Genomic DNA, 23,734 nt, shown 5'->3' on the forward strand with positions numbered 1-23,734 from the left:
GAAGGTGCATCAGGTTCGCGCAATCTGGAAGCGATACCGTCGCAAATCGTTCAGATCGTCGGCGCTTTGCCCCGGCGACACGGTCGACTCGGTGAGTTCGAGCGTGCCGTCGCGGTGATAACGCAGCAGCGTCGTGCACCGGGTGCCATAGGCGGGAGACGCGATGAAGGCCGCGGACAGCGCCTTCTCCCACGCGGGCGTCACGCCGGTTTCGGGCAACGCGTCGTCGGGCGCCTGGGTTGGATCGCGCATGAGCGTGAGCAACGTCATGTCGTCGGCGCCCTCGGCCAGGGCAGCCCCGAGCGCGCCGCGACGGCTCACCAGCTTCGGCCAGGGCGTGTCCAACAGGGCATTCGAAAGCCCGTGAATGCCTGCGGCGATCGGGTGGGCGACGGGACGGGGGCGCCTGTGCGGGTCGCCGTCATGGTCGCTGCGGGCATCGTCGCGATTGCCGAGCCAGAACAGCTTGCCCGCAGGCAGATCTCCCGTCAGCAGGTTGAATCCCGCATATTCATGGGCATGTTTCTCCACGCGCGCGAGATCGCCGTCAAACGGTGTGGCGTCGAGCATTGCCGACACCAGCAGTCCGCGCGAAGGCGCGTCCTTCGGAGCCATCGGCGCCCTGCCGTCGCGGAAGTTCGTGAGCGCGGCAAACCGTCCCGAGCGATTGACGCCCAGCCACGTTCCGCCGCCGCGCAGGTCCCGTCCGCCCAGCACGTCAGTGCGATCGCGCCACCAGTGCATCGGCTCGGCGGGACGCTCGAAGAACTCGTCGCGATTGGCCAGCAGAACCAGCGGGGTGGGGGCGTCAGGTGTCCAGGAGAAGACGATCAGGCACATGGCGTTTGGGCGGCGGTCGCGTCGACGAAGCACTCGACATGGCGCTCGCCCTGCACCAGCGTTGCCAGGCCGGACTCGGCAACCAGCGAGGGCAGGGCGGCGACGAAGGCGTTATCGACACTGTCGTATCGCTCCATCCAGGTGGCGAACAAGGTGGCGGCATCGCTTTGCGGCGCATCCAGCCGCCATTGAAGGCGTCCCGCCACGCCGAAGCGAGCCGCCGCCAGCGCAAGGAGCTGCGCGACGGCTTGCCGCGCGGCGTCGGCATCGTGCGTCGAGACGCGGTAGTAGACGTAACAGTCCATCGGCTGTCGCGGCGCGCCGTTCAGGACACAGTGGCGGACGACGCCGACGAGGCGGGCGACTCGGTGGGATCGAAGATGTCGTAAGGCAGTTCGGCAAACGCAAGTGCCGGGCCGTCGGCCGCACCCAGGCGCACATCGTTCGCCTCGCGCGCGGCGAGCTTCAGTTCGACCAGTGCGTCGTAGCCGCCGCTCGGCGCGATGGCAGCCTGCACGATCATGCCGCACGGCTGGTCGGGGTCGCTCGTCTCGACGAGCGCCTGACCCGGTTGGGGCGGCGCGCCGTCGATATGGGCGAGATGCAGGCGTCGCTTGATCGTGCCGCGATACTGACTGCGAGCAACGACTTCCTGCCCGGGATAGCACCCCTTGCGGAAATTCACGCCACCCACGACTTCCCAGTTGATCATTTGCGGCACGAACTGCTCTTGCGTCGCACTCGTGACGCGTGCCACGCCGCTATGCACATCCAGCCAGGCGGCGATGTCGGGGGCGACCGTCACGACCCCGGCCGCCTGCGTGAGCGACGCCCATGCGGCACCGGCCTGCGCGACCGGTACGCTCCACAGGAAGCGTGGCAACGCGCGGGCGGTACCGGCGTCCGGCAGACGTACGAGGCTCGTCGGTGCGTCGCCCAGTGTGCCGTGCGCGGCTGCGAGCGCCGAGTCCGACAGCGAAGCGAACGTCCCGGCGAGCACGGCTTCGGCAGCCGGGCCTCCGACCTGAAGCAATACATGAGTCGCCGTGCCGTCGGTGAGTTTCGCCTTTGCGCGCAATACGAACATCGACAAACGCTTCTGGACGCCCGCCTGCACATCGGCGCCGCATGCGAGGTAGATCGTCGCGTCGGCGGAGGCGTCGCGCCACATCAGGAACGTGGCGAGCAGGCGGCCCTTCGCGGAGCAATAGCCCGCCAGGCGCGCCTGTGCCGGCGCGAGACGCTCGACGTCGTTCGTCAGCTGTCCATGCAGGAAGGCGGCGGCGTCGGCGCCGTTCACGGCAATCAATCCGGTATCGCTCGCGAGCGACACGAAACTGCCGTTGCGCAGCGCGTCGAACTGAGCGGCGAGCGCGTCGGCATCGAGCGAGAGTTCTGTGGAAGATGCGGCTGCCGCTTGCGGCAGAAGGTCACGCCATTGGGAGGTCATAAACGAGGGTGCCTGTCAATCTGTGAGGGTTCGGCAAGTCAAAGTATTATATTGGGTCTTCCGCCAGGACGTGCGAGCCCGGTTCGATGCGCGAAATGCGTCGCGAGATACCCGTGCGGCCCGATCGCCCCGGCTGACCGAGTCCCCCCGAACCCGCGGCCGCCCTCGAATGGCGCACGTGGCTTACTCATGCAATTCATGTATTTCATCAAACGCCTGTTGGTATTGTCGATCGTCGCGGCGCTGGCGGCGGGCGGCGCCTTTTACTATTGGGCGCAGACGCCGCTCCAATTGGGCAAGCCGACGCTCGACGTGACGATCAAGCCCTACAGCTCGGTGCGCAGCGTGGCCACGCAATTGCGTAGCGGCGGCGTACCGGTGCATCCGCTGCTGTTCAACCTGCTGGCACGGGTGATGGACGTGGGAACCCGTCTGAAGTCCGGCAACTACGAGTTCGCCACGGGCGTCACGCCCATCGAAGTCATGGAAAAGCTCGCGCGCGGCGACGTCAATCAATACGTCGTGACGATCATCGAAGGCTGGACCTTCAAGAAAATGCGCGCCGAGCTCGACGCGAACCCGGCGTTGCGCCACGACACGGCCGGTCTGCCGGATGCCGACATCATGCAACTCGTGGGCGCCGACCGGGCCGAAGCCGAAGGCATGTTCTTTCCGGATACCTACCTTTTTCCGAAAGGCACGAGCGATATCGACATCTACAGGCGCGCGTATCGCCTGATGCAGAAGCGTCTGGACGAAGCATGGTCCGCGCGCGCACCGGGCCTGCCGTACACGACGCCGTACGAGGCGCTTATCATGGCATCGCTCGTCGAGAAGGAGACGGGGCAGGCAGTGGAGCGCGCGCAGGTCGCAGCCGTGTTCGTGAACCGTCTGCGCAAGCGCATGCTGCTGCAAACGGATCCCACGGTGATCTACGGCATGGGAGACCTGTACACGGGGCGCCTGCGCAAGCGCGACTTGCAGACGGACACGCCGTACAACACTTACACGCGCGCGGGTTTGCCGCCGACCCCGATCGCATTGCCGGGCGTGGCGTCGCTCGCGGCGGCGCTCAACCCCGCGCCGACCGACGCCTTGTACTTCGTGGCGCGCGGCGACGGCACGAGCCACTTCTCGACGAATCTGCAGGAACACAATCGCGCCGTGGACAAATATCAGCGAGGTGAGCAATGACGCATTCTCCCGAAACGCCGGCCGTCACGCCGGGCAAGTTCGTGACGTTCGAAGGGATCGACGGCGCGGGCAAGAGCACGCACGTCAACGCGTTTGTCGACACGCTGCGTCAGGGGCTTGCCGCTGTGGAGCGCAATGTCGTCGCCACCCGCGAGCCGGGCGGCACGCCGCTGGGCGAAGCGCTTCGCAAGCTGGTGCTCGACGAGCCGATGGCGCTCGAAACCGAGGCATTGCTGATGTTCGCCGGACGCCGCGAGCATCTGGTCAAGGTGATCGAGCCGGCGCTCGCGCGCGGCGACTGGGTCGTCTCCGATCGGTTCACCGATGCCACGTTCGCTTACCAGGGCGGCGGGCGCGGGTTGTCGGACGAGAAGCTCACGATTCTCGAGCGCTGGGTGCAGGGCACTCGCCAGCCCGACCTGACCATTCTCTTCGACCTCGATCCGGCGATTGCCGCCGCCCGTCTGGCCGGCGCCCGCGCGCCGGACAAGTTCGAGCGCGAATCGGCGGCATTCTTCACCCGGGTTCGCGAAGCCTATCTGCGCCGTGCCGAGGCATCGCCCGAACGGTTCGTCGTGATCGACGCCGCCCAAAGCATCGACGCCATCGCCGCAAAGCTCGCCGGCGTGTTCGCCCGACTGGGCGTACCCGGGCACGTGGCGCGCTGATGCGCAATACGCGCAGTACGTGCAATACGCGCAGTACGCGCGATAATCCGGTCATGTCGTCGACGGGCGCGGCACGATCAGGGCGTTGACGCCCAGACCGGCGTGGCATTGTCGCGCCGCTTTCGCTCTCCCGGCCAAGGAGCTCACATGCTTTATCCGTGGCAGTCACAAGACTGGACACGCCTGAACGACCTGCGCGCCCAGATGCCGCACGCCTTGCTGCTGCAAGCCGTGCCGGGCATCGGCGAGATCGCGCTGGCCCGTACGTTTGCACAGGGCTTGCTGTGCGAATCCCCGCGTGACGACCATCTGCCTTGTGGCACATGCGGCGCGTGCCAGTGGTTCGCCAGCGGCAATCATCCGGACTTTCGCGCCGTCTGTCCCGAAGCGCTGGCCGACAGCTTGCCTGGCGCCGAGGCGCGCGCCGATGCGGACGGCGAGAAGAAGACCAAGACGCCGAGCAAGGAAATCAAGATCGAACAGGTGCGCGAGGTGATCGACTTCGCGAGTCTGGGCTCGCATCGGCAAGGGCGTCGCGTCGTGCTGCTGTATCCGGCCGAGGCGCTCAACGTTCACGCGGCGAATGCCTTGCTCAAGACGCTCGAGGAGCCGCCCGAGGGGGTCGTGTTCCTGCTGGTGACGACGCAGCCCGATCGTCTGCTCCCTACCATCCTCTCCCGCTGCCGGCGGTTGGTGCTGACCCGCCCGGACGCGCAGCAGGCCACGCAATGGCTGATGGGCGAAGCGGGGCTCGATGCGGCCACGGCCGGTGCGGTGCTGGCCGAGGCGGGCGGCGCGCCGCTGGCTGCGCGCGCGCTCGCGGCGCCCGACGAGCGCGGCTGGCGTGACTGGATGCTCGGCCAGCTCGCGCAGGGCGCCGCCATCGATGCGCTTGCGTGCGCTGAACAGCTCCACAAGGGCAATCTGCCCGGCATTCTGGAGACGCTCCAGCGTTGGTGCTTCGACGTGCTCGCCGAGCGCATGGCCGGGGCGGTACGCTTTTTCCCGGGGCAGGCGCCGGCGTTGCGTCGCTGTGGCGAGGCAACGGATGACGTTCGTCTGCTCGGTTTCCTGCGCGAGCTCGCGCAGCAGCGTCAGGTGCAGCATCACCCGCTCAACACGCGTGTGCTGCTCGAGGCGCTTTTCCTGCAATACAAACAGTTGTTCGGTGGGCCGGCGTCGCTTTGACGCAGGGCCTCGGCAACCGATCGCACATCATGTTCATCGATTCGCACTGTCATATCAATTTCCCCGAACTGGCCGAGCAAATGCCCGACCTGCTCGCGCGCATGCGCGAGAACAAGGTGAGCCACGCGCTATGCGTGAGCGTGGATCTGCCGACGCTGCCGCAGGTGCTGGCAATCGCCGCCCAGCATGAGAACGTGTTCGCGTCCGTCGGGGTGCACCCCGATTACGAGGACACGCCCGAGCCGAGCGTCGACGATCTCGTGCGACTCGCAGCCACGCCGAAGGTCGTGGCCATCGGCGAGACCGGGCTCGACTACTATCGGCTCGAAGGCCGCACCATCGAGGACATGGCGTGGCAGCGCGAGCGCTTTCGCACGCATATCCGGGCCGCGCGGGCAACGGGCAAGCCGCTGATCATCCACACGCGCTCGGCCGCAGAGGACACCTTGCGCATCATGCGCGAGGAACACGCTGGCGAACCGGCGGGCGTGATGCATTGCTTCACCGAGAGCTGGGAGGTGGCCCAGGGCGCGCTGGATCAGAACTTCTATATTTCGTTTTCGGGCATCGTCACGTTCAAGAGCGCCCGCGACTTGCAGGACGTTGCGCGCCGCGTGCCGCTCGAGCGCATGCTGATCGAAACCGATGCACCGTATCTCGCGCCAGTGCCGTTCCGCGGCAAGCTCAATCAACCCGGCTATGTGCGTCACGTGGCCGAATTCATTGCCGACTTGCGCGGGGAGCCGCTGCAAAAGATTGCCGAGGCGACCACGGAAAACTTCTTCCGGTTGTTCGCCGCGGCCCGGCCCTGATCGTCAGGGCGATTCGTCACTTCCCTTCGTCTCATTCACGAACGACCGACAGGAGCACCCGATGCGAAAATTTTTGATGGTCCGAGCCTGGCTGTTGCTCAGCGTACTTTCGCTGACGGCATGCGCGACAGCGGCCACGTCCAACACGGCGCTGGTCAAGGCGGTCGTGTTCAACGACACCAAGGCGGTGGCACAGGCGCTCAAGGCGGGCGTCGATCCGAACTCCCGAGACGAAAAGGGCAATCCGCTGCTCGTGATCGCCATGCGCGAAAAGTCGGCGGACGTGGCGACGTTGCTCATCAACGATCAACGCACCGACCTCGATGCGACCAACGCCGCTGGCGAAAACGCGATGATGATTGCGTCGCTGCAGGGCCTCACGCCCATGGTCAAGCTGCTGATCGACAAGGACGCCGAGGTCAACAAGAAGGGTTGGGCACCGTTGCACTATGCCGCGACCAATGGCCATGACGACATCGTGCAGATCCTGCTTGACGCCTCGGCGTATGTCGACGCCGAATCGCCCAACGGCACCACGCCACTCATGATGGCCGCGCGCGGTGGCCACATCACGACCTGCAAGGTGCTGCTCGACGGCGGCGCCGATGTCCGCCTCAAGAACCAACTCGGCATGACGGCCGTTGATTTCGCAATGCAGTCGAATCAGAAGGAAATCGCGGACGGTCTGCGCAAGCGACTCGAGCAGGTCAACGCGTCGCGCCCGGCGGGCAAGTAAGCCGACAGGCCGCTCGTCGTCAGGAGGCGTCGCGCGGCGCGCCGTGGCGCCCGGCGCCCCCGAGAAAGGCGCGGGCGCCCGCGATGCCCTCCGAGAACACCACGTCATACCCGGCGGCGCCTTCCTGGCGCAATGCCGCTTCAAGGGATAGGTCCCACTGCGCGTAAGCCGCGCGACGGTCGGCGCGCAGGGCCCCCTGCGGCAGCGCTGCGAGTTGTTGCGCCAGCGCGAGCGCCCCCTGGCGCGCCATGCCTTGCGGCACCAGCCGGTTCACCAGCCCGATCTCGAACGCCTCCTGCGCGCCCACGGCGCGGCCTGTGAGGATCATGTCGAGCGCGCGGCTCATGCCGATCAGCCGCGGCAGACGTACGGTGCCGCCGTCGATGAGCGGCACCCCGAAACGGCGGCAAAAGACCCCGAATGTCGCGGATTCGTCCGCGACACGCAAATCGCACCACAGGGCCAGCTCGAGGCCGCCCGCCACGGCATGGCCGCTGACCGCGGCAATCACGGGTTTGTCGAGGTGGCGACGCGTGAGGCCCATCGGGCCGTCGCCACTGCCATCGGGCGTCACCATATTGCGCCGCTCGGGGTCGTCGAACGCCGAGAGATCGGCGCCGGCGCAGAACGACGCGCCCTGGCCGCACAACACCGCGACGCTCGCATTGGCGTCCTGCTCAAATGCGATCAGCGCGTCGCGCAGGGCGGTCGCCATCGCGCGGTCCACCGCGTTGCGCCGCGTAGGGCGCGAGAGGGTAATGATCGTCACAGGCCCGTCTGTCTCCAGTTCCACGCACTGGGTGGCTGGAGGTGAGGTACGTTGGCGCATGGCATCTCTCCTTGCGGTGGTTTGCCCGGTCTTCCCGGGCGGCCTGAGTCTCCGGTCAGGCGGCAGCAGGTTGGGCGCAGCGCAGCAAGGCCGGTGTCTGGGCCGCCGGTGAGCGCAGGTCGGCGATGAAACGATCGCGCCAGGTCGACAGGTCATGCTCGCGCAACGTACCCATCATGCGTTCGTGGCGGACTTGCCGCTCGGACAGCGACATGTTCAGCGCGGTGCGCAGCGCTTCGGCCATGCCGTCGATGTCGTAAGGGTTGACGATGAGGGCACCGTCGAGCTCCTGTGCGGCACCGGCGAAGCACGACAGCACGAGCACGCCCGGATCGGCCGGGTCCTGCGAGGCGACGTATTCCTTGGCGACCAGGTTCATGCCGTCGCGCAAGGGCGTGACGTAGCCCACCTGCGACGCCCGGAAGAACGACATCAATACCTCGTGATCGTAGCGCTTGTTGATGTAGCGCAGCGGGGTCCAGGCCAGATCGGAGAAGCGTCCGTTGATATGACCGGCCTCGGCTTCCAGTTGACGCCGAATCTCGCCGTAGCCTGCCACGTCGGAGCGGCTAGGCGGCGCCACCTGCACGAAGCTCACCGTGCCTTGCTGGTTGGGCCAGAGTTCGAGCATGCGCTCGAACGCACGGAAGCGCTCGAGCATCCCCTTGGAATAGTCGAGGCGATCCACGCTCATGATGAGCTTGCGCTCCTGCAGGCCTTGCTTCAGGTCGAGAATGTGCTTGACGGTGGCACGCGCGGTCGCCTGCTGCTGAATCTCGTCCGGATAGACGCCGATCGGATAGACGCCAGTGCGCAGCGTGCGTCCATATGCGGTGATCGTATCGTCGTCGTGACGTGTCGCGCCGGCATGACGCAGCAGGTAATCGGTGAAGGCGGTGCGGTCGGTCTCCGTCTGGAAGCCGACGAGATCGTACTCGCACATGGCGCGCACGAGCGCTTCATGAGGCGGCACCGTCATCAGGACCTGCGGAGACGGAAAGGGAATGTGCAGGAAGAAGCCGAGCCGTTGTTGCAGCCCGATCTGCCGGCATGCCTGTGCGAATGGGAGCAGGTGGTAGTCGTGCACCCAGATCAGGTCGTCGTGCTTGAGCAGCGGTGCGAGCAGCGAGGCGAACCGCGCGTTGACATGACGGTAGCCGTTGTAGTCGTCGCGCTGGAAGCGTGTGAGGTCATCGCGATAATGAAACGTGGGCCAGAGCGTCGCGTTCGAGAAGCCGCGGTAGTACGTGTTGTAGTCGCGCCGCGTGAGCGGCACGGTGGCGAAGGTGACGTTGTTGCGATGCGCGATCTCGGGCGCGGTCGCCGGTTCGGCATCGATTTCACCATTCCAGCCGAACCACATGCCTCCGGTGTCCCTGAGCGCGTCGAACACGCCGATGGCCAGACCGCCGGCCGTGGGTTTGCCCTCGGTGATCGGGGCTACCCGGTTCGACACGATGACTAAGCGACTCATACTCCTTCCTCCTATCGGGTTTGGCGCGGGGAGCCCTCACGCAACGTGAGCAGCCAGGACGTGAGCGCATCCGGCGAGGGTAGCCGGTAGCGGGCACAGGTCTCTCCCTCGCCGATCTTGATCGTGACGCCACCCAGGGCGTTCACGTCGGCAAAACCGGCCTCGTCGGTCAGATCGTCGCCGGCGAACAGCGGCGTGCGTCCGGCGAACGGGGCTTCCTTTAGCAGTGTAGTAATCGCGTGCCCCTTGCTGACATGCCGGGGACGCAACTCGAAGACGAGCTTTCCCGGCTGGAGCGCGAAGCGCTCGGCGTGCAGTGCGGCAAGCGCCTGCATGGTCTCGCGCGCCACACCCGCGAGCTCCGGCGCGCCGCGATAGTGCAGCGCGAGTGCACTGCCCTTGTTCTCCAGCAACAAGCCGGGATGCCGGGCAACGAGCGCTTGCAGCGGCGCGACCATGCTCGCAATGGCGGTCGTGTCCGCGGCATGACCCGGAGCGCGCACGAGTTCGCCGTCGCCGTGGCGGATCTCGGCCCCATGCAGCCCGGCGGCGGGCACCCGCAGCGGGGCGAGCAGACCGTCGATATTGTCGATGGCGCGTCCGGAGACCACCGCCACCGCGCCGCGCGTGCGTTGGAACAGACTGGTCAGCACGCGGGTGGTGTCGAGCGGCAGCTTTACGGCATCCGGGCGCGGCGCGAGCGGCGCGAGTGTGCCGTCCAGGTCGAAAAAGAACGCCATTGCGCTCACGTCGACATCGCAATGATCGGCCGGCGTCGTGACCGGCGGGGCGCAAGGGGTAGACGCATTGGGTTGCATGGCTCTCCGTCGCTGTCGTGCCGCAGGTCGACAGGTCATATCCGGGGCCGGGCGTCAGGCGCGGGGGAGGGAAGACGAGATGTGACTTGCGGCGATTCGGTGGGCGGGAGCGCGGACATCCGCGCGGATAAAGCCATCCTAACTCGTCGAAAAGCGGTAGGGCGTCGTCCGATGTATGAAATTCCTGTCGGATGACGCCTACAACGAATGGAAAGATTGATTGGTATTGAATATGAGAATCGTTTGCAATACCATTCGTTACTTGCGCAAAGCGCTCCATCGGGGAACGCGGCATACGGTACACCTGCCGCGCGCGCGCCCGGCGCGCCATCTCGGCGCCCGGACGTGCGCTGCACGACAACAATGATGAAAAGACTGTGGTTTCAATTGCATTGGTGCTTCGGCATCACTGCCGGGCTGGTGTTGGCGGTGGTCGGCCTGACCGGCGCACTGCTTTCCTACTATGAGGAATTGACGCGGGCGTTCAGTCCCGGCGTGATGACGGTCGCCGTGCGTGATGCGGCGCCGCTGTCCGTGCCCGAACTGGTCGCGCGAGTGCACCGCGCCGAACCCGGGCGCCGAATCCTGCTCATGACCCTCGCGCGCTCACCCGAAGACGCGGTAGGCGTGCGTCTGGCCGTTGGCGACGGGCGACGTGGCGAGACGTACTTCGTCGACCCCTACACCGGGCAGATGCTCGGGCGCTCGACGGCCGATGTCGTGTTTCGCTTCATCATGGACATCCACCGCTTTCTGACGGTGGATGGCATCGGCAAGCAGATTACCGGCGCGGCGACGCTGCTGCTGTTCCTGCTTGCGTTGAGCGGGCTGTACCTGCGCTGGCCACGCCGTATCGGCAACTGGCGCGCGTGGCTCCACATCGACTTCAAGAAGCGCGGCCGGCCGCTGCTCTGGAACTTGCATGCGGTGATCGGCACCGTGGTGCTGGTGCCGTATCTGCTGTCGGCCACCACGGGGCTCTATTGGTCGTACGACTGGTGGCGCGGCATGCTGTTCACGATGGCTGGCGTGGCTCAACCGGTGCGCAACAAACCGTCCTCGCCCCCGAGGACGGCGGGCAAGGGGGGCGAAGCCCAGCCTGCGGGCGGAGGGGCGGGAAGCAAAGCCGCGCTGCCGGACCTGGCGGCGACGCCCGCGTCGGATCTGGCGACCGCGTGGCGCCAGTTCACCGCGCGCGTGCCCGATTACACGAAGGTCTATCTGCGCCCGGCGCAGAAGCCGGGCGGCGCGCTGCAAGTGACCTGGCTCGACACCTCGGCACCGCACGAGCGCGCGTTCAGCCGCATGGACATTGCACCGGCATCCGGGGAGATCCGCAACGAGGAGCGTTACGCGTCGAAGACGACCGGCGGCCAGTTGATGACCAGCATCTACGCACTGCATCGCGGCAGCTTCTTCGGTCAGGCGGGCATCGTCGTGATGCTGCTCTCGAGCCTGATGATGCCGGTGTTTTTCGTCACGGGTTGGATGCTCTATCTGGACCGTCGCAAAAAGAAGCGGACGCTGGCGGCGGCGCGGCCGATGCGCGGTGCCAAGGTCGACATGGCGCCGCAGGAGGGCGTGCTGATCGGCTATGCGAGCCAGAGCGGCGTGGCCGAGGGCCTCGCGTGGCAGACGGCCGGCATGTTGCAGGGCGCCGGCGTGCCGGCCCAGATTCAGCCGCTGGCCCAGATCGGCCAGGCGCAACTGGCGGCAGCCCGGCAGGCGCTCTTCATCGTCAGCACGTTCGGAGACGGCGAGCCGCCCGACAGCGCGCGCCGCTTCGCGCAGCAATTGATGAATCAGGCGATGGCCCTGCCCACGCTTCGCTTCGCGATGCTGTCGCTGGGCGACAGTCATTACGACCGCTTCTGCGGATTCGGACGCAAGCTGGACGGCTGGCTGCGGGCACAGGGCGGCGTGGCGGCGTTCGAGCCGATTGAAGTCGACCGCGGCGATCCCGGCGCATGGGCCCGCTGGCAGTTGCGACTGGGCGAATGGCTGGGGCACCCGCTGGTGCCCGACCGGACCGCAGACGCCCCCGGCTTTCAGTCATGGACCCTGGCCGAGCGCGACGTCCTCAACCCCGGCAGTACCGGACTCCCGGCCTATCATCTGGCGTTCACGCCGCCGCCCGATGCGCACTGGGTCGCCGGAGACCTGGTCGAGGTACTGCCGCGCCACGCCGCGGCGCGCATCGACGCGTTTCTGTGCGCAAGCGTATGGACTCCCGACGTGCGTGTGAGTGTTGCCGGACGCGAAACCACGTTGGGTGAAGCGCTGCGCGACCGTGTGCTGCCCGAGGCGGCGCCGCCGGCCGGCATCGATTTGCAGGACTGGCTCTCGCGTCTGGCGCCGCTGCCGCGGCGCGAATACTCGATTGCGTCCACGCCGGCCGAGGGCCGCCTGATGCTCCTCGTGCGTCAGGCGCGCAACGCCGACGGCTCGCTCGGTTTGGGTTCGGGCTGGCTCACCGAGGGCGCGGTGTTGGGCGAGGCGGTCAGCATGCGCGTGCGTCGGAATCCAGGCTTCCATGCGCCGTCGGACGCGAGCGGCATGATCCTGATCGGCAACGGCACCGGACTGGCGGGCCTGCGGGCGCATCTTGCACAACGCATCGCCCAGGGACATACCCGCAATTGGTTGATCTTCGGGGAGCGCCAGGCCGGGCATGACAGCTTTTATGACACGACGCTGCACGAGTGGCGGGCGCAGGGCGGGATCGCGCGACTGGATCGGGTGTACTCGCGTGATCAGGCGCAGCGCGTCTACGTGCAGGATCGTGTGCGCGAAGTGGCGCCGGAAATCGCGCAATGGGTGGCCGACGGCGCGTCGATCTACGTCTGCGGTAGCCTCGCCGGCATGGCACCCGCAGTGGATGCCGCGTTGTCCGACGCCCTTGGCGCGGAGGTTGTGCTCGATCTCGGCGCGCTGGGCCGCTATCGACGCGACATCTATTAGACGTGAACCGGTGGTGTGCTAACGTAACGCAAGGGCTCGACGTCGATCGGGCCCTTTTTCCGTGACGCGCCATGGAGATCCATGGTTCGGGGCGTCGAGCCATCGCGCGAGGAGGGGCAATGACGGCAACGTGGCAAATCGTGGTGCATGGGCTGGTGCAGGGCGTCGGCTTCCGCGCGGCGTGCGTGGTCGAGGCACGCAGGATCGGTCTGGCCGGATGGGTACGCAACCGGCGCGACGGTACCGTCGAGGCCATTGCGCATGGCGAGGCCGAGCAGTTGCTGGCGCTGTGCGAGTGGATGCGTCAGGGGCCGCCCGGCGCGCAGGTGTCGTCGTGCGATGTCGATCGGACGTGGGTAGCGGAGTTGCCGCTCAAGGGCTTCGAGCAGCGCGCCAGTATCTGATGCGCGGGGGCAGGCGCCTTTGCCGCCATCGGGGGGGGGCGGCCTGCCGATGGCACGCTCGGTGGGGAATGCCGGACGCAGCGGCCGATAGGGTAGGGAGGGCGTCCCCGGCGCCTCGAGGCCGGGCCGGGGACAGGTAATCGGGCGTTCAGGCTGCCAAGGGCAGGGCGTCGGAGGTGGCGCCGAGCGTCGGCTCGCCTCTGGCACCGGCCTGGGCGTGTGCCGTTTCGTGAGCCGAGAGGCGGAACAGGGCAACCGACTCGCGAAGCCTTGCGGCCTGGGCCTCGAGCGCGGCGGCAGCTGCCGAGGCCTCTTCCACGAGCGCGGCGTTCTGCTGGGTCATCTCGTCCATCTGGGTGACGGCGCGATTGACCTGTTCGATGCCGCTCGACTGCTCGACGCTCGCCGCCGAAATCTCGCCCATGATGTCGGTGACGCGCCGCACCGACTGCACGACGTCCACCATGGTGGCCCCGGCGCGTTCCACGAGCCGCGTGCCGGTCTCCACGCGATTGCCCGAGGCTTCGATCAGTCCCTTGATTTCCTTTGCCGCCGACGCGCTGCGTTGGGCCAGCGTGCGCACTTCGCCCGCGACCACGGCGAAGCCGCGGCCTTGTTCACCGGCGCGCGCAGCTTCCACCGCGGCGTTGAGCGCCAGGATGTTGGTCTGGAACGCGATGCCATCGATGACCGTCAGAATGTCGGTGACCTTTTGTGAGGCGTCGGCGATGTCGCGCATCGTCGTCACGACTTCCTGGACGACGTCGCCGCCGCGCGTGGCGGTCTCCGAAGCCGTCACTGCCAGCTGGCTGGCCGCACGGGCGTTTTCGGCGTTCTGCTTGACCACCGCGGTCAGTTCTTCCATGCTCGCGGCGGTTTGCTCCAGCGACGAGGCCTGCGATTCGGTGCGCTGTGAGAGATTGGCGTTGCCGTCGGCGATTTCCCGGGCGCTGGCGTGGATCGCTTCAGTGCTCTCGCGCACCGTTCCCACGGTGCCGGCGAGCCCGTCGCGCATGCGGCCGAGAGCGCCGAAGAGTTGCCCCATTTCGTTGTTCGTGCGTTGTTCGACGCGCTGGCTCAAATCCCCGGCGGCCATACGCTCGAAATGCGTGATCGCTTCACGAATGGGGCGCAGCACGGCGCGCGCGAGCATGGCACGCCCCCACAGCGCGAGCAGCAGCGCCACGGCCAGCGTGGCGCCCAGGGCGATGCGCATGACGTTGTAGCGCGTCTGCGCCGCCTCGAAGCGGGCCTTCTGACGCGCAATCTGGATGTCCTGCAACTCCCGCATCAAGCCATCGAGCGCGTTGTACGCCGCGGGTGCGACGCGCGCCTGAATCTGATGAAAGCCGGCCACATCGCCCTGCGTCAGGGCATTCCGGGCCGGTGTGATGACCTTGTCGAAAAAGGCACGACGCTTTTCGTCCGCTGCCTTGGCAACCTCCGCTTCGTGCGCATCCTCCTTGGGACGATTCAGATAGGCCTTCCACAGCGCGTCCGACGTGGCGACATATTCCGCGCCACGCTTGAGAACTTTTTCCGATTCATCCGGATCAGCGCCGAGGCTCACGTAAGACGCGTAGGTTGCCATCGACATCCGGGTACGCAGAATTTGCTCGCCGGTCCCCTTGAGTTCCGCCAGCGCGGGCGTGTCCTCCTCCGCCATCTTGCTCAGGGATTGGTTGCTGGAACCGAGTGCCTGAAGGCCCAGCACGCTGACGAGAACGAGTAGTGCACCAAGCAAACCGAGGACCAGTGTCAGGCTGGTCCGAATCGTCATGTTCTTATACATATGGATTGGTGGATTGAATGCCCGGGTCGCGGATTGAGAGCGTGCGGCCTCCCCGTCGATCGGTGTGTGCAAGGCGGGGCATAGGGATTATCGGCACATGAGAGGCAGAACTTGAGTCATTCGGCTCGGGCGATTCCGAAAACGCGACGCCGGGAAAGGAAGATCAGAATTTGCGCAGCCGCACAAAACCGGCAAAAGGCGAGACTTTGAAGCTCATTTGGTTTCTTCAGTACGCCGAAGCGCACGAGCCGTGACGTGGCGTCAACGATGCGATGAATCTTGGTAAATTCAACAACCCGCATGAGCCGGCCGGCGCCGGGCGGTGCGAAGTGCGCGGCATGCAGGCGCGAGGCGCCGAGAGGCACGCCCTCCCGGATCCCGACACGTTTCGGCTGGCGCTGGTGCACGAATTGCGCGCGCCGCTCCAGGTGCTTCAGGGCCATCTCGATGCGCTGCGGGCGGAGGCGTCGGTGCCGGTGGCACCGGAAGGCGGCAGCCACACCGTCGAGGGCGTCGACGAGGGTGGCGCGCTGCGGCGCTCGCGCCTGAACGCCATGGGCAGCATGCTTCGCGTGGCGGCCGGTGTGGTGGACGACGTGCTGCAATTGCGGTGCCTCGGGGACGGCGGGGCGGACCTGCCGCTTCAGGCGTCGGATTTCGAGATTCGTGCCTGTCTGGACGAGGAAATCCATGCGTTCGGCGAGATCGCCCGCCGCAAGGGGCTTGCGCTGGACTGCGACATTGCGGATGACGTTCCGTCAACGGTGACAGGGGACGCCGTGCGGCTGCGTCAGATCGTGCGCACGCTGGTCGACAACGCGCTGAAATTCACGCTCTGCGGCGGCGTGGCGGCGACCGTGTCATGGCGGGCGGGCGCCCCCGACGACCCCGGCAGCACAGGTGGAACGGGCAGCACCGGCGCGCTCGTCGGATCGCCGCTATCCGGCTGGCTGACCGTTCGCGTCAGCGACACGGGGCCCGGTATTCCCGCGGGCATGGAGAACGAGGTGTTCGCCGCGTTTGCCCGGGGCGACCGAGCGGTGCCGGGTTCGGGGCTTGGATTGTGGATCGCACGGCAATGGGCGAATCGCATGGGCGGGGCCTTGTACGTGGAACCGTCGACGACGGGTGCCCGGTTCCGGTTGTCCGTGCCGTTGGCCACGCCACGCGTGGCGCCCGCACGGACTCCGAGGCCCGCACCGGTCGATATGGCGCCCGCGCCCGTGAACGTGCGTCCGGGGTTGCACGCGCTCGTGGTCGACGATCATGTGATGAATCGCGCCGTTCTGGCCGACCAGCTGGCGTCGCTCGGTTGCCGCGTCGAGCGCGCGCAGGACCTGACGCAGGCGTTGCTGCAATGGGTGTCGCACGAGATCGACGTGGTGCTCACGGACGTGCACCTCGGCGGCGCCTGCGGACTGACGCTCGCAAAGACCCTTCAGGCGCTGGCGCCGGTGCTCGGCCGTCGACCGCCCGTGGTGTTTGCCGTGACGGGATCGATCATTGCCGCGCGCGCGGCCCGTGAGGCCGGCATCGATGCCGTGCTGACGAAGCCGGTGTCGTGTGCGAAGCTGGGGCGGGTGCTTGCGCTGCGGTGGCCCCGCGAGACCGGGGAATGGTCTGCGTCGCCAATGCCCGTGGCGTTGCCGGCGGTGCGGCGGGCACCGTTGTCCGAGGATCCATGCGCCCGTCGTCTGATGCGTGACGAGATGGCGAAGGATCTGGCGCGCTTTCGGCGTCTGATCGGCCGCCGTCGCCGGGAGGACCTGGATGCGGCGCAGGCTTTGCTCCATCGCATGCGTGGCGCCTGCCGCATGTTCGGCGATCCGGCGTTGACCGCGCGCTGCGACGGGTTGAGCGCGAAGCTGGCGGATTGCAGGCGTCTATCGGCCGATGGCGGGGATCAGAGGTAGCGACACACCGCGAGGTAATGGCAGGCAGTACCCCCGATGGCGAACAGATGCCAGACGAAATGCCCGAACTTGATGTGGCCGTCGAGGGAATAGAAGACGGCGCCGATCGTGTAGGCGGCGCCGCCCGCGTAGAGCCATCCGGCACCGGGCCCCGGAATCGCGGCCAGCACGGGGCCGGCGACCAGTACCGCCATCCAGCCGAGCCCGATATAGAGCAGCGTCGAGACGAGCGGCCGGTCGAGCAGGCCGAACGCTTTCGCAAGCAGGCCGGCGATCGCCATGGTCCATACCCCGGTGAGCAGGGGCAACCCCCACGGATCGTTCAGGATCTTGAGCGTGAAGGGCGTGTACGTGCCTGCGATGAACAGGAAGATGGCGCAGTGGTCGACGCGCATGAACAGCCGCTTCGCACGTCCGTCCGGCAGCCCGTGATAGAGCGCCGACGCCAGGTAGACGACAACCATCGTGGCGGCAAACACGCCCAGGCCGATTTGTTCGGCCGTGTTCGGCAACGGCAGGCGATTGGTGCCGAACAGGAAGGGAATGGCAGCAAGTGCGGCGAGGCAGGCGACGCCGTGACTGATGCTGTTGGCGAGCTCTTCGCTGCGGGTTTGTTCTCGTGCCAGCGCCTTGGCGCGGGATTCGGCGGTGAGCATGACGACGGGGGCCTTATGCGGGATGCGTCTTGCGCCACTGGCGAACGGCCTCGAGCGTGTTGGCGACGTGTTTGTCGGGATTGAGACTGACGTAGCTGTAGATCACCTTGCCGTCGGGCGCGATCACGTAGGACACGCGATTGGCATAGTCCGGCTTGAGCGAGAGCACGGCGTCGTAGGCGCGCATGATGTGCTGATTCGTGTCGGCGGCCACGGCGAACTTGCTGCGGCACTCGGATACGGAGAATTTGTTGAGCGTGTCGATGTTGTCGTGCGACACGCCGATTACCGTCGCGCCGAGCGACTTGAAGGTGTCGGTGGCTTCGGCGAAATCATGTGCTTCGATGGTACAGCCCTGAGTGAACGCGGCCGGATAGAAGTACAGCACGACGGGGCCTTTCTTCAGGGCGTCGGCCAGCGAGAAGGTGAAGACCTTGCCGCCCAGCGAGGCTTGCGCCGAAAAATCGGGTGCGGGCGAACCGTTCTTGAGTGCCGCGTGGGCGGGGATGAAGCACCAGGCCGTGACGCCGATAATCGCGGCGGCGGCCGTCAGTCCGAACCAACGTTTCATGCGAGGCTCCCGGAGTGGATGCTTAAGGATAGAGGCTTGCGCGCACCCTGTCCAACGTGGCCCTTGCGCCGGGCGCGCCGTCCGCACCCGCGCACAGACGGCCCCGTCGACGCGTCTGACGCTGGCAACACCGATGCGCCCGCGAAATTACGACGCCGCGGAGACACCGCCCGTGTGACCCTCGCCGATCGGCAGGACGGTGGTCGACTTGATCTGCGAGAGAGCAATCATCGAGTTCACCTCCTGGACCATCGGCAGTTGCGAGAGGCGCTCGAAGAAAAAACGCTCATAGGCATCGACGTCGCGCGTGACGATGCGCAGCAGGAAGTCGACATTGCCCATGAGCACATGGCATTCGAGCACCTCCGGGAACGCCTGGATCGCCTTCGAGAACTCCGGCAGGGCGTTGCGGTTGTGGCCCGCGAGCTTCACGTGCGCGAAGAGCATCACGTTCAGGCCGACTTTCTTCCGGTCAACCAGCGCCACCCGACGCTCGATCACGCCTTCCGCGTCGAGGCGGTCGATTCGCCGCCAACATTGCGACTGCGATAACCCGATTCGCTCGCCGATTTGTGCCGCCGAAAGCGAGGCATCTTCCTGCAGGATTGCGAGAATTTTTTCGTCAAATTCGTCGAGTTGCATGATTTATTCCTTGGCAAGGCAATATTTGAATGAATCATGTGAAATTGGTGGGGATTTGTCAACGATACGCGAAGCATTTACCGACGGGTTTCCGTAAGCTTGAGCTTCATAAGGCGCATTTGCCGCAACAATCCGTCGTTGTCCGGCGGAATCCGCAGGAACACAAGACATCATGAAACTCGATCTGACGCTGCCCGCCAGCGAAACCGCAACCGGGGCCGTTGCCCAGCCCGTCGCCCCGCTGTCCGCCAAGGGTGCTGATCTGATTGCGCGCACGCTGGTCGAGATTGGCGTGCAGACCGTGTTCTGCTACCCCGGCGGCGCGAACCTGGAGATGCTCGATGCGCTCTCGCGCGTGGCCATCACGCTGGTGCGCACCGAACATGAGCAGGGTTCGGTCTTCGGTGCGCAGGGTTATGCGCGCGCCACCGGCAAGCTCGGCGTTTGCCTGGCCACTTCGGGCCCCGGCGCGACCAATCTCGTGACGGGTATCGCCGACGCCGCAAGCGACTCCGTACCGGTGCTCGCGATCACGGGCAACGTGGCCACGCATTGGCTTGGCAAGAATGCGTTTCAGGAGGTGGACATCGTCGCCATCACCCGACCGGTGACGAAGCTGGCGCGCCAGGTGCGCGAGGCGCGCGACATTCCGGCCGCCATCCGCGAGGCGGCCGCCTGCGCGCTGGCCGGGCGTCCTGGTCCGGTGCTGCTCGATTTTCCGAAGGACATCCAGCAGGCCCGTCCCGATCAGCCGACGGACAAGCGCTTCACGGTTCCCGCGCCCGCCGGCATGAGCGACGAGACGGCGCAGCGCATCGCCGCGTTGCTCGCGCAAAGCGAGCGTCCCGTCATCTATGCCGGTGGCGGGGTCATCGCCTCGGGCACCGGCGCTCAGCTCGCGGCGCTTGCCGAGGCGCTCGATTGCCCGGTCGCGCTCACGATGATGGGCCTTGGCGCCTTGCCGGACGACCATCGTTTGCTGCTGGGGCCGCTGGGCATGCACGGCGCCTATGTCGCGAACGTGGCCGTCAACGAGGCGGATCTGGTGCTGGCGCTCGGCGTGCGCTTCGACGATCGCGTCATCGGCGATCCGAGCGCGTTCGCGCGTCACGCCAAGATCGTGCATATCGATGTCGACGCCTCGGAGATCGGCAAGAACAAACCTGTGACGCTCGGCGTCCATGCCGATCTGCGAGATGCGTTTGCCGGGCTGCTGGCGCACGCGAAGCGCCGCATCGTGCCCGGCTGGCATGCGTATCTGCGCGAACGTCGCGAGGCGCACCCGCTGCGCGCGACCAGAGTGGACGCGGGCGGCAGTGCGGGCGTGCTCACCGGTGTCGACGTGATCTCGGCGCTCGCGGCGCAGCTTCCGCCCGAAGCGGTTGTCACGACAGGTGTGGGCCAGCATCAGATGTGGGCGATGCAGCACCTGCGTCTGCGCGCGCCGCGCACATTCCTGTCCAGCGCGGGCTTCGGCACGATGGGCTTCGGTCTGCCCGCGGCCATCGGCGCGAAGGTCGCGCTGCCCGACGTGCCGGTGATCGACATTGACGGCGACGGCAGCCTGAACATGTCCGTCAACGAACTGTCGACGTGCCGCCGCTACGGACTGGGGGTCAAGGTGCTGGTGATCAACAACCAGTGGCTCGGCATGGTTCGACAGTGGCAGGACATGATCTACGCGCGCAATCGCGTGGCGTCGTCATTGGTCGATCCGAACACGCCCGACGGGGCCGACGACGGCCGTCCCTACCCGGACTTCGTGACCATCGCGGCGGGCTACGGCGTGGCGGGCGCGCGAGTCACGCGGGCCGACGAGCTGCGGGGCGCCCTGGAACGCATGCTCGCCGACCCGAGCGAGCCGTACCTGCTCGATGTACTGGTCGCTCGCGAGGACGACGTCTATCCGATGATTCCCGCAGGCAAGACGTATCGCGACGTGGTCTTCGGGCCCGGGCAGGCAGCGGGGCCGATCGCCGCGGGCGCGTTCTGACGCGCGCCGCGCAGGCGGGGCGCGGCAGGCCGGCTGGTTTGACGACGCGCGCCGGCGACCGCCAATGTGGCGCGCATCCGCGCGCCATCCAGGCATTACCGTCCAGTGAGAATTCGACGTCTCGTCGCGAGATCGCAACGACAAAACCCGCTTCGGCGGGTTTTTTTCGTTTCCCGGACGGCCAGGAGTATCATTGCGCTCTTTCAAGAATTCTCGCCAAGGAAATCAACATGTTGACGAAGCGCCTCGTGCTGGCCGCCGCCTGTTTTCTGACGACCTTCGCCGCGGTGCCCGCAGCGCAGGCCGCTGAACCGACCTACACGGTCGGCGCCGGCGGTACGTATCGCCCGTTCGAATTCGAAACGCCGCAAAAGGAACTGGTGGGTTTCGACATCGACGTGATCAAGGCGGTCGGCAAGGCAGGCGGTTTCAACGTGAAGCTGGTCAGCACGCCGTGGGAAGGCATTTTCGCCACGCTCGATCAGGGCGATCGCGACATCATCATCTCGGGCATCACCATCACCGACAAACGTCGTGAAATGGTCGACTTCTCGGCGCCGTACTTCCCGGCCGACCAGGTCATCATCACCGCGCCGGGCGCCAAGGTCGCGAGCCTGGCCGATCTCAAGAAGCTCCAGGTGGGCGTGGTCAATTCGAGCACGGGCGACATCGCCGTCTCGGAGGAACTGGGCCGTGCAAGCACTGCGATCCGTCGCTTCGACAACACGCCGCTCATGCTCGAAGAGCTGTATCGCGGCGGTGTCGACGCCGCCGTGGGCGATGTCGGCGTGATCAAGTTCTACATCAAGAGCCATCCGGAAAAGCCGTTCAAGTTGGTGTACGACAGCAAGTTCAAGCGCCAGTACTTCGGCATCGCCGTGAAGAAGGGCAACAAGGTTGTCCTCGACAAGATCAACACGGGCCTGAAGAAGATCGTGGCCGACGGCACCTACGCCAAGATCTACAAGCAGTGGTTCGACTCGGAAGTGCCGACGCTGCCGCAACAATAAGCAACGCGTGTAACATTCGCGCCACGCGCGCCACATAGCTGGCCTCTCGCGGCCCGTGAGCTGATCGTCGAGTTCCGACGTCAACCCCCGGGCCGCGAGCGTTTTTCTGCCGGGCAACCGGTTCGTTTCATTTCGTGAGAAAGGTGCTTCATGGGTGGGTTCCAGTGGAACATCATCAGCGAGTACATGCCCCTGTTCGTCGAGGGCACGCTGATGACGCTCAAGTGCACGGTGATCTGCGTGATCGCCGGTACGCTACTTGGGCTCGTGCTCGGCGTCGGCCGTCTGGCCGAGGCGCGTCACGGTTTCTACAAGTATTTCCTTCGCTACGTGGTGCAATACCCCGTACGCTTTTACGTCAGCTTTTTCCGCGGCACGCCGCTGTTCGTTCAGATTCTTCTGATTCACTTCGCGTTGATGCCCGTGCTGATCAATCCGTCCGAAGGGCTGATCGTGAGCGGCGACCTCGCGCGTGAAATTCGCTCGCAGTACGGCGCGTTCATGTCGGCGGTGCTGGCCATCTCGCTCAATGCCGGCGCCTACGTCTCCGAGATCTTCCGTGCGGGCATCCAGTCGATCGACCGCGGGCAGGCAGAGGCCGCACGCTCGCTGGGCATGACCTATATGCAGACGCTGCGCAAAGTCGTGCTGCCGCAGGCGTTTCGCCGCATGCTCCCACCGTTGGGCAACAACGCGATCGCCATTGTGAAGGACTCGTCGCTGGCGTCGGCCATCGGTCTGGCGGAGCTGGCGTACGCCGCGCGCACCGTGTCGGGCGCGTACGCGCGCTATTGGGAGCCGTACCTGACGATTTCGCTCATCTACTGGGCGATCACGCTGGTGCTCTCGGCTTTTGTTCAACATCTGGAAACGAGGTACGGCAAAGGTGATCGTCGTCAATAACCTGCAAAAGCAGTACGGCGATGCGCACGTGCTGCGCGGCATTACCTGCCGCATCGAAGAGAAGGAAGTGGTGTGCGTGATCGGCCCGTCGGGCTCGGGAAAGAGCACCTTCCTGCGCTGCCTGAACGGGCTTGAGGACGTAAGCGGCGGCGAAGTGCTCGTGAACGGCTTTCACGTGGAAGATCCGAAGACCGACATGAACGCGATGCGTGCGAGCGTCGGCATGGTGTTCCAGCGCTTCAACCTGTTTCCGCACATGTCGGTGCTCGAGAACCTGATTCTGGCGCCAATGCAGGTCAACGGCATCAAGCGTGCCGAAGCCGTGACCATCGCCGAGCAACTGCTGCGAAAGGTCGGCCTGATCGACAAGATCGACGCCTTTCCGAACCAGCTCTCCGGTGGCCAGCAGCAGCGCGTGGCGATTGCCCGTGCGCTGGCCATGAAGCCGACCGTCATGCTCTTCGACGAGCCGACCTCGGCGCTCGACCCGGAACTCGTGGGCGAAGTGCTCGAGGTCATGAAGTCGCTCGCCGAAGAGGGCATGACGATGGTCGTGGTTACCCACGAAATGGGCTTTGCGCGTGAAGTCTCCGACCGCGTCTTTTTCATCGATCAGGGCGTGATCATGGAAGAGGGCAAGCCGGACCAGATCTTCTCGGCCCCCAGGCACGAGCGCACGCGCGAATTTCTGCGCAAAGTTCTGTAAATCTCGCGATGACGGGGCGCGCGAAGGTATATGCGCGCGCCGCATCTGATTACAATGCGAGGGTACGCGCGTCGAGTGCCGCGAAGGCAGCGGCACACGCACCCCGCAGGCACCCTGAGCGCCCAGCCAGGATTTTTTCTCACAGGACAGTGACCCGTCCCCGGGGCCTGTCCC

General features: G+C 66.1%; 22 protein-coding genes. 12 read left to right on the forward strand and 10 right to left on the reverse strand.

Annotation, left to right across the window (positions count from 1 at the left end; translation table 11 throughout):
• Positions 1-9: 9 nt before the first annotated feature.
• From LV28_RS34890 to ygfZ, 3 genes are read right to left on the reverse strand one after another with little or no spacing between them, the layout of a single operon-like run.
• A complete protein-coding gene (locus tag LV28_RS34890; protein WP_038617708.1) occupies positions 10-840 on the reverse strand; it encodes an NRDE family protein in 831 nt (276 codons plus the stop codon).
• The gene (locus LV28_RS34895; protein ID WP_023595766.1) at positions 831-1,145 is read right to left on the reverse strand and encodes a DUF4936 family protein; all 315 of its coding nucleotides are present in this window, start codon (positions 1,143-1,145) and stop codon (positions 831-833) included. Before LV28_RS34895 ends, LV28_RS34890 begins: the two co-directional genes overlap by 10 nt.
• Positions 1,146-1,165: 20 nt before the next feature.
• The gene (ygfZ, locus tag LV28_RS34900; RefSeq protein WP_038617705.1) at positions 1,166-2,290 is read right to left on the reverse strand and encodes a CAF17-like 4Fe-4S cluster assembly/insertion protein YgfZ; all 1,125 of its coding nucleotides are present in this window, start codon (positions 2,288-2,290) and stop codon (positions 1,166-1,168) included.
• A 198-nt stretch (positions 2,291-2,488) separates the two neighbouring features.
• Between ygfZ and mltG the strand changes: the two genes are divergently transcribed.
• The 5 genes from mltG (at position 2,489) to LV28_RS34925 (ending at position 6,888) form a co-directional block, all read left to right on the forward strand.
• Positions 2,489-3,484 (forward strand): endolytic transglycosylase MltG, encoded by a 996-nt coding sequence (mltG, locus tag LV28_RS34905; protein ID WP_038621142.1) that lies wholly within the window; start codon positions 2,489-2,491, stop codon positions 3,482-3,484.
• Entirely contained in the window at positions 3,481-4,152 is a 672-nt protein-coding gene (gene tmk / locus LV28_RS34910) for a dTMP kinase (protein ID WP_023595769.1), read from the forward strand. Before mltG ends, tmk begins: the two co-directional genes overlap by 4 nt.
• 147 nt (positions 4,153-4,299) lie before the next feature.
• Positions 4,300-5,340, forward strand: coding sequence for a DNA polymerase III subunit delta' (gene holB, locus LV28_RS34915; RefSeq protein WP_023595770.1), 1,041 nt, complete (start codon positions 4,300-4,302; stop codon positions 5,338-5,340).
• Positions 5,341-5,369: 29 nt separating this feature from the next.
• A complete protein-coding gene (locus tag LV28_RS34920; RefSeq protein ID WP_025249084.1) occupies positions 5,370-6,152 on the forward strand; it encodes a TatD family hydrolase in 783 nt (260 codons plus the stop codon).
• A gap of 61 nt (positions 6,153-6,213) precedes the next feature.
• A complete protein-coding gene (locus LV28_RS34925; protein ID WP_023595772.1) occupies positions 6,214-6,888 on the forward strand; it encodes an ankyrin repeat domain-containing protein in 675 nt (224 codons plus the stop codon).
• A 19-nt stretch (positions 6,889-6,907) separates the two neighbouring features.
• Here LV28_RS34925 and LV28_RS34930 read toward each other — a convergent pair whose 3' ends face one another.
• Genes LV28_RS34930 through otsB form a run of 3 tightly spaced genes read right to left on the reverse strand, consistent with a single transcriptional unit; the run spans position 6,908 to position 9,931 of the window.
• Positions 6,908-7,717 (reverse strand): crotonase/enoyl-CoA hydratase family protein, encoded by an 810-nt coding sequence (locus LV28_RS34930; protein ID WP_048806363.1) that lies wholly within the window; start codon positions 7,715-7,717, stop codon positions 6,908-6,910.
• A 55-nt stretch (positions 7,718-7,772) separates the two neighbouring features.
• On the reverse strand, positions 7,773-9,191 hold the full coding sequence (gene otsA, locus LV28_RS34935) for an alpha,alpha-trehalose-phosphate synthase (UDP-forming) (protein ID WP_023874502.1): 1,419 nt from the start codon (positions 9,189-9,191) through the stop codon (positions 7,773-7,775).
• Positions 9,192-9,202: 11 nt separating this feature from the next.
• Entirely contained in the window at positions 9,203-9,931 is a 729-nt protein-coding gene (gene otsB, locus LV28_RS34940) for a trehalose-phosphatase (RefSeq protein WP_023874500.1), read from the reverse strand.
• Between the two features lie 444 nt (positions 9,932-10,375).
• Between otsB and LV28_RS34945 the strand changes: the two genes are divergently transcribed.
• Both LV28_RS34945 and LV28_RS34950 read left to right on the forward strand, forming a co-directional pair.
• Positions 10,376-12,970 carry a PepSY domain-containing protein gene (locus LV28_RS34945; protein WP_048806362.1) on the forward strand — a complete coding sequence of 865 codons (2,595 nt, stop codon included), beginning with the start codon at positions 10,376-10,378 and terminating at the stop codon, positions 12,968-12,970.
• A gap of 119 nt (positions 12,971-13,089) precedes the next feature.
• Positions 13,090-13,374 (forward strand): acylphosphatase, encoded by a 285-nt coding sequence (locus LV28_RS34950; protein WP_023595778.1) that lies wholly within the window; start codon positions 13,090-13,092, stop codon positions 13,372-13,374.
• A gap of 148 nt (positions 13,375-13,522) precedes the next feature.
• On the opposite strand, the gene LV28_RS49500 is transcribed toward LV28_RS34950, so the two are convergent.
• Positions 13,523-15,154: a methyl-accepting chemotaxis protein gene (locus tag LV28_RS49500; RefSeq protein WP_269203725.1), complete on the reverse strand. Its 1,632-nt coding sequence runs from the start codon at positions 15,152-15,154 to the stop codon at positions 13,523-13,525.
• Positions 15,155-15,438: 284 nt separating this feature from the next.
• On the opposite strand from LV28_RS49500, the gene LV28_RS34960 reads away from it, so the two are divergent.
• Entirely contained in the window at positions 15,439-17,079 is a 1,641-nt protein-coding gene (locus LV28_RS34960) for a hybrid sensor histidine kinase/response regulator (protein ID WP_038617695.1), read from the forward strand.
• On the opposite strand, the gene trhA is transcribed toward LV28_RS34960, so the two are convergent.
• The 3 genes from trhA to LV28_RS34975 all read right to left on the reverse strand — a co-directional run bounded on the left by trhA (position 17,070) and on the right by LV28_RS34975 (position 18,948).
• Positions 17,070-17,735, reverse strand: coding sequence for a PAQR family membrane homeostasis protein TrhA (gene trhA / locus LV28_RS34965; RefSeq protein ID WP_023595781.1), 666 nt, complete (start codon positions 17,733-17,735; stop codon positions 17,070-17,072). The two genes, LV28_RS34960 and trhA, sit on opposite strands and share 10 nt — an antisense overlap.
• A 13-nt stretch (positions 17,736-17,748) precedes the next feature.
• Positions 17,749-18,306, reverse strand: coding sequence for a peroxiredoxin (locus LV28_RS34970; protein WP_023595782.1), 558 nt, complete (start codon positions 18,304-18,306; stop codon positions 17,749-17,751).
• A 147-nt stretch (positions 18,307-18,453) separates the two neighbouring features.
• On the reverse strand, positions 18,454-18,948 hold the full coding sequence (locus tag LV28_RS34975) for an Lrp/AsnC family transcriptional regulator (RefSeq protein ID WP_023595783.1): 495 nt from the start codon (positions 18,946-18,948) through the stop codon (positions 18,454-18,456).
• A gap of 172 nt (positions 18,949-19,120) precedes the next feature.
• Between LV28_RS34975 and ilvB the strand changes: the two genes are divergently transcribed.
• The 4 genes from ilvB (at position 19,121) to LV28_RS34995 (ending at position 23,560) form a co-directional block, all read left to right on the forward strand.
• Positions 19,121-20,941, forward strand: a complete 1,821-nt coding sequence (ilvB, locus tag LV28_RS34980; RefSeq protein WP_025249089.1) for a biosynthetic-type acetolactate synthase large subunit — start codon at positions 19,121-19,123, stop codon at positions 20,939-20,941.
• 230 nt (positions 20,942-21,171) lie between these two features.
• Positions 21,172-21,951, forward strand: a complete 780-nt coding sequence (locus LV28_RS34985) for a basic amino acid ABC transporter substrate-binding protein (protein WP_023595785.1) — start codon at positions 21,172-21,174, stop codon at positions 21,949-21,951.
• Positions 21,952-22,101: 150 nt separating this feature from the next.
• Positions 22,102-22,854 carry an amino acid ABC transporter permease gene (locus tag LV28_RS34990; protein ID WP_023595786.1) on the forward strand — a complete coding sequence of 251 codons (753 nt, stop codon included), beginning with the start codon at positions 22,102-22,104 and terminating at the stop codon, positions 22,852-22,854.
• Positions 22,838-23,560 (forward strand): amino acid ABC transporter ATP-binding protein, encoded by a 723-nt coding sequence (locus LV28_RS34995; protein WP_023595787.1) that lies wholly within the window; start codon positions 22,838-22,840, stop codon positions 23,558-23,560. The genes LV28_RS34990 and LV28_RS34995 overlap by 17 nt, the downstream gene beginning before the upstream one ends.
• The last annotated feature ends 174 nt before the right edge of the window (positions 23,561-23,734 follow it).

Origin of the sequence: Pandoraea pnomenusa (assembly GCF_000767615.3) — a bacterium.
In the GTDB taxonomy this organism is placed as follows: Bacteria; Pseudomonadota; Gammaproteobacteria; order Burkholderiales; family Burkholderiaceae; genus Pandoraea; species Pandoraea pnomenusa.

Excerpts from the sequence above, each read along its gene's own strand:
- LV28_RS34890 (WP_038617708.1), bottom strand. The coding sequence starts at position 840 with ATGTGCCTGATCGTCTTCTCCTGGACACCTGACGCCCCCACCCCGCTG.
- LV28_RS34895 (WP_023595766.1), bottom strand. The coding sequence starts at position 1,145 with ATGGACTGTTACGTCTACTACCGCGTCTCGACGCACGATGCCGACGCC.
- ygfZ (WP_038617705.1), bottom strand. The coding sequence starts at position 2,290 with ATGACCTCCCAATGGCGTGACCTTCTGCCGCAAGCGGCAGCCGCATCT.
- mltG (WP_038621142.1), top strand. The coding sequence starts at position 2,489 with ATGTATTTCATCAAACGCCTGTTGGTATTGTCGATCGTCGCGGCGCTG.
- tmk (WP_023595769.1), top strand. The coding sequence starts at position 3,481 with ATGACGCATTCTCCCGAAACGCCGGCCGTCACGCCGGGCAAGTTCGTG.
- holB (WP_023595770.1), top strand. The coding sequence starts at position 4,300 with ATGCTTTATCCGTGGCAGTCACAAGACTGGACACGCCTGAACGACCTG.
- LV28_RS34920 (WP_025249084.1), top strand. The coding sequence starts at position 5,370 with ATGTTCATCGATTCGCACTGTCATATCAATTTCCCCGAACTGGCCGAG.
- LV28_RS34925 (WP_023595772.1), top strand. The coding sequence starts at position 6,214 with ATGCGAAAATTTTTGATGGTCCGAGCCTGGCTGTTGCTCAGCGTACTT.
- LV28_RS34930 (WP_048806363.1), bottom strand. The coding sequence starts at position 7,717 with ATGCGCCAACGTACCTCACCTCCAGCCACCCAGTGCGTGGAACTGGAG.
- otsA (WP_023874502.1), bottom strand. The coding sequence starts at position 9,191 with ATGAGTCGCTTAGTCATCGTGTCGAACCGGGTAGCCCCGATCACCGAG.
- otsB (WP_023874500.1), bottom strand. The coding sequence starts at position 9,931 with ATGGCGTTCTTTTTCGACCTGGACGGCACACTCGCGCCGCTCGCGCCG.
- LV28_RS34945 (WP_048806362.1), top strand. The coding sequence starts at position 10,376 with ATGAAAAGACTGTGGTTTCAATTGCATTGGTGCTTCGGCATCACTGCC.
- LV28_RS34950 (WP_023595778.1), top strand. The coding sequence starts at position 13,090 with ATGACGGCAACGTGGCAAATCGTGGTGCATGGGCTGGTGCAGGGCGTC.
- LV28_RS49500 (WP_269203725.1), bottom strand. The coding sequence starts at position 15,154 with ATGACGATTCGGACCAGCCTGACACTGGTCCTCGGTTTGCTTGGTGCA.
- LV28_RS34960 (WP_038617695.1), top strand. The coding sequence starts at position 15,439 with ATGAATCTTGGTAAATTCAACAACCCGCATGAGCCGGCCGGCGCCGGG.
- trhA (WP_023595781.1), bottom strand. The coding sequence starts at position 17,735 with ATGCTCACCGCCGAATCCCGCGCCAAGGCGCTGGCACGAGAACAAACC.
- LV28_RS34970 (WP_023595782.1), bottom strand. The coding sequence starts at position 18,306 with ATGAAACGTTGGTTCGGACTGACGGCCGCCGCCGCGATTATCGGCGTC.
- LV28_RS34975 (WP_023595783.1), bottom strand. The coding sequence starts at position 18,948 with ATGCAACTCGACGAATTTGACGAAAAAATTCTCGCAATCCTGCAGGAA.
- ilvB (WP_025249089.1), top strand. The coding sequence starts at position 19,121 with ATGAAACTCGATCTGACGCTGCCCGCCAGCGAAACCGCAACCGGGGCC.
- LV28_RS34985 (WP_023595785.1), top strand. The coding sequence starts at position 21,172 with ATGTTGACGAAGCGCCTCGTGCTGGCCGCCGCCTGTTTTCTGACGACC.
- LV28_RS34990 (WP_023595786.1), top strand. The coding sequence starts at position 22,102 with ATGGGTGGGTTCCAGTGGAACATCATCAGCGAGTACATGCCCCTGTTC.